The following is an 11,804-nucleotide window of genomic DNA, read 5'->3' on the forward strand; positions in this document are numbered from 1 at the left end:
TGCTATTTGATTTCTATAGACTCTTTAGAGTTTTTGTCATAAAAAGGTTCAAATGTGTATTCAGTGGAATAGCTATCAGTTATTTTGTGTGTGTTTTTATCCACTTTATAATAGGTAATATCGTTTGAAACAGGGAATTCTTCAAAAGGTATAAAATCGATGATTTTTTTTGTATAACTTACAAATGCAGGTAACGCTGCCCTTGAACCAGTTTCTAATCTTCCAAGTGGTTTAAAGTCATCAAAACCTGTCCATACACCTGTTATTATATTTGGCATTACACCGATAAACCAGGCATCTCTATATTCATTTGTTGTACCAGTTTTACCACCAATAATTCTGGGGATAGATTTTGCTTTTCTTCCAGTACCGTTTTCTACAACATTTATGAGTAAATCAGACATGATGTGAGCTGTGGAAGGTTTAATCGTATCAATCAATTCGGGAGGTGTTTCTTCATAAGTGACATTATCACTGTTATCATTGATTTTTTTTATAAAATATGGGCTTACTCTTTTGCCTAAATTTGCAAAAGCTGAGTATGCATAAACCATTTCAATAAGTGATATTGAACCCGAACCAATACTTATAGATAGATCGTTTTCTAGCTCTGTAGTTATTCCAAACTTTTTTGCATAACTTTTTATAGTTTTTACACCAAGACGTTCAGCTAATTTAATAGTGACAACGTTTCTTGAATGTGTTAAGGCCTCTTTAAGTGTAGTGAATCCGTAAAATTCCTCTTCAAAGTTTTCCGGTTTCCAATACCCTAGATCTTTCCCATTACTTAATATAATTGGGGCATCATAAATTAAAGTATTTATATTATAACCATTTTCAATTGCTGCAGAATAAACTATAGGCTTAAAAAGACTTCCTACTTGCCTTTTGGATTGAACAGCTCTATTAAACATACTTTTGTTATAAGAGAAACCGCCAACCATGGCATAGATTGAACCATCTTTTGGAGATATTGATAAAAGAGCACTTTCAGCTTTAGGTATTTGGGATAAATAGTATCTATTATTTTTTAATATTACTAATATTATATCACCCTTTTTAAGGATTTTTCTAAAATCATCTAAGTATCTGATTCTGGCACCAAAAGGTTTTGCCCATTTATTATATTTTAAATTTAATGTGATATCTTTATTGTCTAAAGTTGCTATTAGTTTGTTTCTTTCTACATTTTTAACAACTGCAATTTGCATCCCAAAATCTTGTATATAATTGTATCTATTTATTATCTTTTTTAAATCGGTATCATTTATATTACCAAGAGGGCCAAAATACCCCTGTCTTTTTGATAGATTAAATAAATTTTCTGCTACTGATTTTTCAGCAGCTATTTGAAAATCTAAGTCTAAGGTTGTAAAGATCTTATAGCCTTTATCAACTATATCGATATCATATTTATCTTTTATATATTTTTTAACAAAATCAACAAAGTATTCTGCATGTTTAATCATCTTTGGTGAATCTTTAACAATGTTTATAGGGAGAGATGCATACTCCTTATATTGCTGTTCACTAAGGTACCCCTCTTCAAACATTCTATAAAGAACATGATTTCTTCTTTTTAGTGCTTTATCTGGGTGTAGATGTGGAGCATATAGACCAGGAGCTTTTGGCAAGCCTGCTATTAATGCTGCTTCATCTACTGTCAATTCATCAACATGTTTGCCAAAGTAAACCCTTGCTGCAGCTTCTACTCCATAAGCACCTCTACCAAAATAAACCTGATTTAAATACATTTCCAAAATTTTGTCTTTTGATAAATAATTATCAAGTTTGTAGGCAAGTATAGCTTCTTTAACCTTTCTTTTTAGTTTTCTTTCAGGTGTTAGATAGAGTATTTTTACAAGTTGTTGTGTAAGAGTAGAGCCACCTTCTACTATGCGACCAGCTTTTATATTTTTTATAAATGCTCTGATAATTCCTAATAAATCAACCCCACCATGTTCATAAAATCTACTGTCTTCCACGGCAATTACAGCTTTTTTAAGATAATCAGGTATTTTGGAGAGAGGAACAGGGTATCTTCTTTCAGTTCCAATTTCAGCTATAATTCTTTCTTTTTCATCTAAAATCAGAGTAGGGGTTTTATATTGAAAATTTTTAAGCTCTTTTACTGATGGTAATTCACTGCTAAGTTTAAGAAAATATGCTGTCAAACCACCTGTTATTAATATCGTAAAAATCAAAAAGATTATTAAAAAAATTTTAAGAAACTTCATGATAAGTATCTAATGTAAACTCCCTTTTTTCTTGTTTTGAAACTATTTTTAATTCATTAATTAACTTTTCTTTAGTAAAGTCATTATCAACTGTCATTTCAAAATCTCTACTTTCGATATCAAAAACAATATTTTTTACATCCTGCAACCCGGCAAGATGTGCCCTAATGGCATCGGGACATCCCATTCATAAAAAGCCACCTTTTATACCCATTCCATCAACAGTGAATTTAACTTTTTTCACTCTTTACCCCTTTATATTCAAACAATAAATCTCTCAGTTTTGCCGCTTTTTCAAAATCATAATCTTCAGCTGCTTTATACATTGCTTTTTCTATTGTTTCAATGTCTTTTTTCCTATTTCCTGTTAAGTTAAGTCCTAATTCATCATCGATATCAACGGTATAATAATCTTTCTCATAAATTGTTTCTAATATATTGTTAATTTTACTTTTTATAGTTTCAGGAGTTATGTTGTGTTTTTTATTGTATTCCTCTTGTATTTTTCTTCTCCTTTCAGTTTCTTCAATTGCTCTTTTCATTGAGTCGGTCATTTTATCAGCATAAAAGATTGCCCTTCCATTTACATTTCTTGCAGCCCTACCAACTGTTTGAATCAAGGCCTTGTCCGACCTTAAAAACCCTTCTTTATCAGCATCTAAAATGGCAATAAGACTTACTTCTGGTATATCAAGCCCTTCTCTTAACAAATTTATCCCTACTAATACATCAAATTTCCCTAGTCTTAGGTCTCTTATAATTTTAATCCTTTCCAAAGTATCTATTTCACTATGCAAATATTCAACTCTGATTCCTAATTCTTTGTAATACGAAGTAAGATCTTCGGCCATACGTTTTGTTAAAGTAGTTACCATTACCCTTTCATTTCGTTTTGTTGTGTTTAAAATTTCTTTATAGAGATCATCAACTTGAGTTTTAGCTGGCCTTACTTCAATTTTTGGGTCAATTAACCCTGTCGGTCTAACAATTTGCTCGATAATAACACCATCGCTGTCATTTATTTCGAAATCCCCAGGTGTTGCACTTACGTATAGTATCCTTTTGGCTTTTTCATAAAATTCTTCAAATGTTAGTGGCCTATTGTCAAGAGCAGCTGGGAGTCTAAATCCATATTCTACAAGGTTCATTTTTCTTGATCTATCACCGTGATACATCCCTTTTATTTGAGGTATTGTTATGTGTGATTCGTCGATTATTATTAAAGCATCTTCGGGTAAGTAGTTTAAAAGAGTAGGGGGAGTTTCTCCAGATTCTCTACCTTCGAAATATCTTGAGTAGTTTTCAATCCCTTTGCAGTGCCCTGTTTCTTTGAGCATTTCAATATCGTGCATCACCCTTTGTTGCAATCTCTGAGCTTCAATCAGTTTCCCTTCACTTTCAAAATATTCTACTCTTTTTATTAAATCCATTTTTATCTGTTTTATCGCTTCTTCCATTGGGACATTTGCTGTTACATAATGGGTGTTTGGATAAATTGCTATTTTAGCCCTGTTTCTAATTGTTTTGCCCGTTACTGGATCAAATTCAGAAATTGCATCTACCTCATCCCCGAAAAACTCTATGCGATAAGCTACAGAGTCTTCATGAGATGGAAATACCTCTAAAATATCCCCTTTGAGTCGAAAGGTTCCTCTATGAAAATCATAATCGTTTCGCTCATATTGAATTTCTATTAATTTTGAGAGCACTGATTCTATTTCAACTTCATCTCCTACTTCAAGACTTACCAATTTGCCGTAATAAGCTTCAGGTGAACCCAATCCATAGATACAGGATACACTTGCAACAATAACAACATCTCTTCTTTCAAGAAGACTTCTTGTAGCAGAGTGTCTCATTCTATCAATGTGTTCATTGATTGAAGAATCCTTTTCTATATAAACATCTGAAGCTGGTAAATATGCTTCAGGTTGATAGTAATCGTAATAACTTACAAAGTATTCCACTGCATTATCTGGAAAAAAGTTTTTAAATTCTCCAAAGAGCTGTGCTGCAAGTGTTTTGTTGTGTGAAATAATTAATGTGGGCACGTTTAATTCTTTTATAACGTTTGCCATGGTGAATGTTTTACCAGAACCAGTAACTCCTAAAAGGACTTGCTTATTTATCCCTTTTTTAAAGTTTTCTACTATTTCTTTTATTGCTTTAGGTTGATCCCCTTCCGCTTTATAATCAGACTTTAAAATAAAACTCATAAACAACCTCTAATTTGTATTTCCTCATTAAATAGTATGGCAAATTTTATTAATTTCAAGCTTATTAATCAATAGCTAAACAAAAATTGCTTAAAATGGCAAAGAAGAGCAAAAATAATTATGCTTGAAATTTTCAAGCTATGTTTTATAATGAAAATATGGAAACTTTGTTAGAAGAAATCAAAAATAAAAAATTGGTATTGGACGTTTTTAAGGCTTTGTCTAATGAGTTAAGACTTGATATTGTACAGTCTTTATCAAAATCACCCAAATACGTAAATGATCTGCAAGAGGAATTTAGTAATTACGATCCCACATCAATATCAAAACAATTAGCAGTTCTTAAAAACAGTGGTATAGTAGATTCTGTTAGAGAAGGTAAGAAAATCAAATATTATTTAAAGCTTGATTGTGTTGGCAAAATGATTATGTGTATTGATTCTCACTGATTTTTATCGATGAGATTCAATACATTATACAGTTCATTTATTTTTTTTAGATAAAGCCTTTTGTATTTTTTTGTTGAAATTTTGATTTTTTCATTAAATTCTTTTTCTGTTACAAATTTTCCGTTAATAATATTTTGATTTTTGCTGTTGTAAAAATTAGTAAGTTCTAACCCTTCTTTTTCTGGCAAAAAAATTCTATCTTTATCTTTTTGAAGTACATATTTTTTTGGATTAAAGTGGCAGTTTGCACATAAAACTGTTTCTTTTCTAATAGTATGTGGAAAAAATGTTTTCCAGTTTGCTGCTAGTAATTTATTCTCTTTTCCCACAGGGACATTATTAACTATTTTTGTAAAAAAATATATAAATTGAGGTCTTACTGGAGAATATTTATCTTTTTTATTTTTTGCTAATAGCGGCTCACTATTGGTTATAAAATAGGAGCTTTTGACATATTCATCATTTTTTTCTGTAAGCCAGCGAAAATACTTTTTATTTTTACTGTTAATAAATTGAATGAAAAAAGTGCCAAATTCCATTGGTGCCCAAGATGAGTGACAGGCATAGCATTCCATTTTTTCAATATGTGCATTTATTGAATGTTCTATAATATCAGTATTAATTGTGTGGCATTCATTACATCTTTTTGTTGCAATATCCCCTTTTGATAAGCTTATCATATCATGGCAGTTATTACATTTTAACCCTTTTTCATAATGGATATCTTTTAGCATTGATAAATAATATTTATCATGAAGCTTTTTGCCTATTTGATATCTTTCATGATCATCTTTTATCCCCAGTCCAACATAATCAGTGCCTACAAAATAACCGTTGTGGCATTTTAGGCAAGTTTCAGTTTGAGGCAGGTCAATATCGTGTTTTTTTGTATTGTATTCGTGACAATCCAAGCAACTATTTATATGGCAACTTTTAGCGCAATTTTTATTAAAAAAGTTTTTATCATATTTATAAAAGATTTTTTCAACTTGATACTTTTCTTTAATTCTCGTGTGCATAACGCTGTTTTTAATATTTTCGTATTCTTTATGACAGTTTAAGCAGTTATTGTTGTTAAAAGTGAAAATGTTTGAGTAGTGTTTTTCTGTTTTTGGATGGCAGGGGATACATCCAATATCTCTATGTTTACCATTTAAGTGTGTGTTTTTGTGGCATTTAGAGCAATTGTTATTTGCCAGAGCCAAGTAGCTGTTTATGAATAGTATCATTAAGGATACTATAATCGATTTTTTTACCATAGATTTTTTTATCCCCTTTATCATGACATATTATACATAGATTTGCTCTTAAATATCTTTTAATTTCTTCTAATTTTAAAGGCCTTGAAGTTTCTCTAACTATTTTTGATGTGGTTGTTAATTTTCCATTTGCGATTTCATTGATTGCATTTAGAGGTTTTCCTAATTTACTACATCTAATAGTTGTTTTTATACTTTTATCTATCAAGCTTACAAGTCCATCTCCAAAACCTACAAAAAACAGAGTATTATGACACTCCATACATGATATTGCTTTATCTCCAACATTGTGCCCAAAAAATGGGGCAAATTTATATACTTTTTTATTGTTAAGTCTAATAAGATCATCATTGGTAGTTTTGTGTCCATTTTTATCGATAACTGTCAAAAATGTTTGACAGCCTGGAGTACTTGGAGAGATTTTCCCTTTTTGATTGACTGCAAGAGGAAATGGATAAAAGCTCCTGTAATCCTCTTTTTCATAAAATAATCCATCCGTTTCTTTCCCTTTTATTACATCAAACATTTTTTTTCTTTTATCATAAAAAGTATGACAGCCATAACATTGGATTATGACTTTTGAATGGCAGGTATAGCATTCTAATTTTTCATGGCCATAGACAGTATGATTGTCATCATTTGTTATCGTTTTGATTTCCAGTTTTTTACCAGTTCTTTTTGTAAAAAGGTAATATTTACCATTTTCCTCAATTACATTTGAGTACATTCTACCTTTTGATGTGAGTACGGCATTTTGTCCATAATGTAGTTTTACTTTATAGTGTTTTGATTCAATTATTGGTGGATCACTTTCCTTGGTAATTTTAGCTGTTTTGGGACGAGAATTTGGAGAACCGTGGCAGTCTTCACATGAAATTTCTATTTGATTATATAAGTTTTCATATAAATAGCCATCACCCATAAGCTCTCTTGATGTATGACAATCTATACACTCCATACCATATTTCTTATGGATATCTTCTGGCATATGTCTGATATTTCTTACACCACTTATAAGATCTGGACCAGGCAGTCCATATTTAGTGGGGACAAGAGAGTTATTTCCATCGTAGTAGCCCTCGTAGCTTAAGGCTATTCTACCACTTCTGTGATGGCATCTCAGACAGGTATCATTTCCTGGTAAGATGTTCATTTTGTGTGTTTTTGCATAACCTTTTTTACCTAAAATAGATTTATCTTTTCCTAAATATTTTCCTGATCTGTCATGCGAAAAGTGGCAAGCTGCACAACCTGAAGAGTGATGTGCTCTATAACCGAGTAATCTATCTACTCCCACATGACACATTGAGCAAAACTTTCTGTAAAGTTCTCCTGCCAACGTTTCTCTTTTTGAAACGTTTGTAGTAATTATTTCATGTCCATTTGAGTCAAATGTTTGTGAATTAGAGGTTGAATAAATTTTGGAAAAGTTTTCACCCCAAGCGAGAATTGCATTTTTGATAATTCCTGTATTGGTGTACATTATTGTATTTTTTACTCTTTTGAGATTATATTCATGACATTTCCCACAACTTTTATCCCAATTTTTTACATTTGATGGATTTCTACCTCCAATCATATTTTTGTGGGCTAAATTTTTATCATCAGTTTTATCATTGCCTCCATGACAGATCACACATGCAAAGTTATGAGATGGTGAAGTTTGCTCAATTCCTTTATGGCACTTGATGCAGGAATAGCTGTAAAATGGTATAAAAACTATTATAATTATTATCAAAAGTTTTAATGTTTTCATAATCTTCTAATTTATCTATTACTTGAGATTGCTTCGTCAGCTTACGCTTCCTCGCGAAGAATGTCTAGCTGTCGTTGCAAGCATTAACGAAGCAATCTGGCAACCTGTAAAGCAACTACTGTGCAACGCCCTCTCACTTTATTAATTTTCAGCAAATTATAACAATTAAAATTATATATGCAATAATTTTCAATTATTAGAATATTAAAATATTAGCATATTATAATATATGGATAATTTTACATATGAAAAATTTTTCATTTTTCTATTGACAACGATATTTGTCATTGATATGCTTTTATTAGAGCAAATGCTCTAAAGTTTATTAATTTTATTTATCGGAGGTGTATATGTTAACCAAGAAACGATTCATTTCATTGGCGTTGTTTGCAACGCTACTATTTTCGCTGTATTTGATTTTTGGATGTGGTGGAGCCACATCAAGCTATGATGATCCCAATGAAGAGTATTATGCAGGGGAAGAGAATGTATCAGCACTAATTGAACCTGAAACTCTTTATAAGTGGATTAAGAATGGTTACAAAACTGATGAAGGGAACCCTGTTCGTATAATTCATATTGAAAACAATCCTGGTGATGAAAAAATATGGTTTGCTGGTGATGTAGCTAAGGTTGCGAATGTTGTTGGTCCAGGAGGGATGGCAGCTGCACAAGCTCTTGATGATGCAGGATACTTAGGGCACATTCCTGGAGCTGTTTATTCTGTATCACATGAAGGGTATATAGTATCAAATAGAAGTGATGGACCAATGGATACGGATCATTTGGTAGGATCTGGGGATTTAATTACTCAATGGTTGCAAAAATATGGTATTACAAAAAATACAGTAATTGTTTTGACTCAAGGTAATCTTACATATCCTGGATTTTGTCCAGCAAGATTTTATTGGACATTAAGATACTGGGGTATTTCTAAAAAATATTTAAAAATATTAGATGGTGGAAATGTTGCTTGGGCTGATTATATAAAAACTAATCATCCTGATGAAATTGCTACTATGGGACTACAAAAAGGTCTTACTTGTCCTAAAATAACACCATCAAATATCGATGTAGCTGATTTTCCAAGAAGGAATTTAGATATTAAAGTTACAATAGGTGAATTAATTAAATTAGTTGATGAAGGTAAAACTACTGATGGCACGGTTGCCGTACTTGATGGTAGACAGCCTCCTGCACCATTTTATTTTGATAACATCTCTGAATATTCACCGGAGAAACATACTCTGAAAGGTTCTACGAATTTACCTGAATGGTATGATAAAGGTTTTATGCCAATAGATTTCAATGGTAATGATACAAACGCAGATGGTACGGTAAGTGCATATGCTAGTAAAATTAAAGCTTTTGTTAAAAATGGTTTCCCTTATCCTTTTAATATTAGTGCAAAGGCTGCTGCTTTTGATGGTGAAATTAAAGGTAGTAAGCTTATTAAAGGTAAAAATGCCAGTGGTGTTCCATTCAATATAGCTGCACCAGCTTTTATTAATGTTGTTAAAGTTATAGATAATTCGACAGGAATGCCTGCATTTTTAGCTTTTGGAAAGTATAAAAAACCAACAGATGAAGCATGGGATGGTACTGATTGGGCTGATAATGTAACTGTAGCAGAAATGTTTGCAAGAGTACTTCCTGATAAAAATCAGACTATAATTACTTACTGTAACTCCGGTGCAATGGCAGCAACTTACTGGTTTTACTTAACAGAAGTACTTGGATATAAAAATGTAAAACTTTATGATGGATCTTGGATTGAATGGGGTTCATTAGTTGCTTTTGAGCCAAATTATGACAATGTGACTCAGGGTTTAAAAGTTGTAAGCTCTGAAGTTTATAAGTGGTTCCCAAAAACCACTCTAGCTGCTACATTAAATATGCCAAAACTTTTAGTTTTCGGCTCTGGTGATTTTACAACATTCCATATAGAAAATAGAAATGGCGAACTTTGGGCAGTTGCTGATAATATCTCAATGACTTCAGTTCCTTATTTTGAATGTAAAGTTACTGATCCTGATTGTCCAGTACAGCTTGGTGGAAATCTTTCAGGTAATACAGCATGGGATACAATTAGTAGGTCTGAAAAGGTAGTATTTAGACCTGATAATTTGGTTAATACTGGAACAATGGGTAGTTCTGATAATGTTTCTAATACTAAAGAATATGATAGTGTTATAGATTGGCCAACAGTTACCACATATCCAGGTTATGTTGGTGATGGTAGCGAAACTAAGATAGAAGATGAAGATTACAGTGGCTTTACCGGTGGCGGTGGCGGTTCTGCACCTGAGGCATTTGTACCTCAAGGTGGCGGATGTTAATTTGATTGAATTATAATAAGGAGGAAGTTATGAGAAGAGTTTTAACGATATTGAGTATATTAGTAATGATGGTAGGGATGGCAAATGCCTTCCCTGCATTTAAGATAGCAAAAGGGAAATATTTAAAGATTTTTTATGATGCACAATTTGGATATAATTATAGGGATGAAGGTGCAGGTGCAGATGGTACTGAAGATACCAATGAATTTAACTTCAGAAGAAACAGAATTGGGTTTATAGGGACATATAACAGGATGGTATCATTCTATTTTCAGACAGAGTATATAGAAGATAAGCAGGTAGGTCCTTTAACAACTGATTTATCAGATGAAGAGAAAAACTTTTATGTGTTGGACGCACAGGTTAGATTTAAATTTAGCAACGCATTTCATATAAGATTGGGCAAATTTAAACATAATCTCACAAGAGAAAACTTGGAAGGATGTTTTGAACCTTTGACAATGGATAGGTCACTATTTGTTTATGCGCCATTTAAGACAAGTAGGGATAAAGGTGTGGTTTTTTGGGGTAACTTATTTGATAATATATTCCAGTACAGATTTGATGTAATGGAAGGTAAAACATCAGGAGACCCTTCACCTAAATCAAACTTTAGATACACAGGTAGAATACACCTTACATTCCTTGATCCAGAAAAAAGCTATGGTTATAAAGGTACATATTTAGGCAAAAAGAAAGTATTAACTATTGGTGCAAGTTATCAGTATGAGCCTGATGCAGTTTATGATGATGTAGCAAATGCTACAGGTGAAAAAGATTATCAAGCATATTCAGTAGATGGTTTCTTTGAATATCCATTTTCTTTTGGAACTGTTACACTTTCAAGTGCATATTTGAAAGTAGACTTTGATGATGCCTACAAAGGCGCTGACCCAGATGATGAAGTTATAGGGTTGCATGGTGAAAGAGATGGATATTATGTGAAAGCCGGTTATATGTTTCCAATGAATATTGGTCCCGGTAAATTGCAGTTATTCTACAGATTTGATAATTTTTCTTTTGGTAAATATGGTAACTTTTATGATCAAGAGATCAAATGGTATGGAGTTGGATTTAATTACTACATTTATGGCCAGAACTTAAAAATAACTGGTCAGTACTCTAAAACAGATTTTGATAAAGAGGACAATACTGATCCTGATTATCAAGATTTCAAAACATTTCAGTTATTTTTACAAGTTAGATTATAATAAAGGGAGGCAGATATGAAAAAGAAAGTGTTAGCGTTTATTTTAGCTGTTTCATTGGTTTCAGCTGTAGTATCAGCAGCAGTAGTAGTATGCAAAGGGACAGTAATTGGTATTAAAGGGAATAAGGTATTGATTAAAGTTGAAGATGATGTAACCAAACTGAAAAAAGGTGATGCAGTTACTATTAAAAAAGGTGGTTCAGAAGATTCAGAAGAATTGACTCCTCAACTTCAGGGTTGTTAATTGATTTTGATTTTTTCCCTCCTGTAGGTTGTAATATGGGCAGGCTTGAAGCCTGCCTATACTGGTAAAGATTTTATTTATTCAAAGAGGTGGA

General features: G+C 32.1%; 9 protein-coding genes. 4 read left to right on the forward strand and 5 right to left on the reverse strand.

Translation table 11 applies throughout. From position 1 onward, the window contains the following. Window positions 1-2: 2 nt before the first annotated feature. From DEFDS_RS03310 to uvrB, 3 genes are read right to left on the reverse strand one after another with little or no spacing between them, the layout of a single operon-like run. A complete protein-coding gene (locus tag DEFDS_RS03310) occupies window positions 3-2,237 on the reverse strand; it encodes a penicillin-binding protein 1A (RefSeq protein ID WP_013007390.1) in 2,235 nt (744 codons plus the stop codon). Further along, a complete protein-coding gene (locus DEFDS_RS03315) occupies window positions 2,224-2,424 on the reverse strand; it encodes a hypothetical protein (protein WP_041223588.1) in 201 nt (66 codons plus the stop codon). The genes DEFDS_RS03310 and DEFDS_RS03315 overlap by 14 nt, the downstream gene beginning before the upstream one ends. A 43-nt stretch (window positions 2,425-2,467) precedes the next feature. After that, window positions 2,468-4,453 (reverse strand): excinuclease ABC subunit UvrB, encoded by a 1,986-nt coding sequence (gene uvrB / locus DEFDS_RS03320; protein WP_013007391.1) that lies wholly within the window; start codon window positions 4,451-4,453, stop codon window positions 2,468-2,470. A gap of 158 nt (window positions 4,454-4,611) precedes the next feature. Here uvrB and DEFDS_RS03325 point away from each other — a divergent pair, with 158 nt between their 5' ends. Beyond that, window positions 4,612-4,902, forward strand: a complete 291-nt coding sequence (locus DEFDS_RS03325) for an ArsR/SmtB family transcription factor (RefSeq protein WP_161595867.1) — start codon at window positions 4,612-4,614, stop codon at window positions 4,900-4,902. Here DEFDS_RS03325 and extO read toward each other — a convergent pair. Continuing rightward, window positions 4,896-6,185: a selenite/tellurite reduction operon b-type cytochrome iron-sulfur cluster-binding subunit ExtO gene (gene extO, locus DEFDS_RS03330; protein WP_153801459.1), complete on the reverse strand. Its 1,290-nt coding sequence runs from the start codon at window positions 6,183-6,185 to the stop codon at window positions 4,896-4,898. The two genes, DEFDS_RS03325 and extO, sit on opposite strands and share 7 nt — an antisense overlap. After that, window positions 6,091-7,917 carry a selenite/tellurite reduction operon c-type cytochrome ExtM gene (extM, locus tag DEFDS_RS03335; protein WP_013007394.1) on the reverse strand — a complete coding sequence of 609 codons (1,827 nt, stop codon included), beginning with the start codon at window positions 7,915-7,917 and terminating at the stop codon, window positions 6,091-6,093. The genes extO and extM overlap by 95 nt, the downstream gene beginning before the upstream one ends. A gap of 350 nt (window positions 7,918-8,267) precedes the next feature. On the opposite strand from extM, the gene DEFDS_RS03340 reads away from it, so the two are divergent. From DEFDS_RS03340 to DEFDS_RS03350, 3 genes are read left to right on the forward strand one after another with little or no spacing between them, the layout of a single operon-like run. After that, window positions 8,268-10,256 (forward strand): sulfurtransferase, encoded by a 1,989-nt coding sequence (locus tag DEFDS_RS03340; RefSeq protein WP_013007395.1) that lies wholly within the window; start codon window positions 8,268-8,270, stop codon window positions 10,254-10,256. Between the two features lie 29 nt (window positions 10,257-10,285). Further along, window positions 10,286-11,467, forward strand: a complete 1,182-nt coding sequence (gene extI, locus DEFDS_RS03345; protein WP_013007396.1) for a selenite/tellurite reduction operon porin ExtI — start codon at window positions 10,286-10,288, stop codon at window positions 11,465-11,467. A 15-nt stretch (window positions 11,468-11,482) separates the two neighbouring features. Beyond that, window positions 11,483-11,710: a hypothetical protein gene (locus DEFDS_RS03350; protein WP_013007397.1), complete on the forward strand. Its 228-nt coding sequence runs from the start codon at window positions 11,483-11,485 to the stop codon at window positions 11,708-11,710. Window positions 11,711-11,804: the final 94 nt, after the last annotated feature.

Source organism: Deferribacter desulfuricans SSM1, assembly GCF_000010985.1.
Lineage (GTDB): Bacteria > Chrysiogenota > Deferribacteres > Deferribacterales > Deferribacteraceae > Deferribacter > Deferribacter desulfuricans.

Excerpts from the sequence above, each read along its gene's own strand:
- extM (WP_013007394.1), bottom strand. The coding sequence starts at position 7,917 with ATGAAAACATTAAAACTTTTGATAATAATTATAATAGTTTTTATACCA.
- extO (WP_153801459.1), bottom strand. The coding sequence starts at position 6,185 with ATGATAAAGGGGATAAAAAAATCTATGGTAAAAAAATCGATTATAGTA.
- DEFDS_RS03315 (WP_041223588.1), bottom strand. The coding sequence starts at position 2,424 with ATGGGATGTCCCGATGCCATTAGGGCACATCTTGCCGGGTTGCAGGAT.
- DEFDS_RS03340 (WP_013007395.1), top strand. The coding sequence starts at position 8,268 with ATGTTAACCAAGAAACGATTCATTTCATTGGCGTTGTTTGCAACGCTA.
- DEFDS_RS03325 (WP_161595867.1), top strand. The coding sequence starts at position 4,612 with ATGGAAACTTTGTTAGAAGAAATCAAAAATAAAAAATTGGTATTGGAC.
- extI (WP_013007396.1), top strand. The coding sequence starts at position 10,286 with ATGAGAAGAGTTTTAACGATATTGAGTATATTAGTAATGATGGTAGGG.
- DEFDS_RS03310 (WP_013007390.1), bottom strand. The coding sequence starts at position 2,237 with ATGAAGTTTCTTAAAATTTTTTTAATAATCTTTTTGATTTTTACGATA.
- DEFDS_RS03350 (WP_013007397.1), top strand. The coding sequence starts at position 11,483 with ATGAAAAAGAAAGTGTTAGCGTTTATTTTAGCTGTTTCATTGGTTTCA.
- uvrB (WP_013007391.1), bottom strand. The coding sequence starts at position 4,453 with ATGAGTTTTATTTTAAAGTCTGATTATAAAGCGGAAGGGGATCAACCT.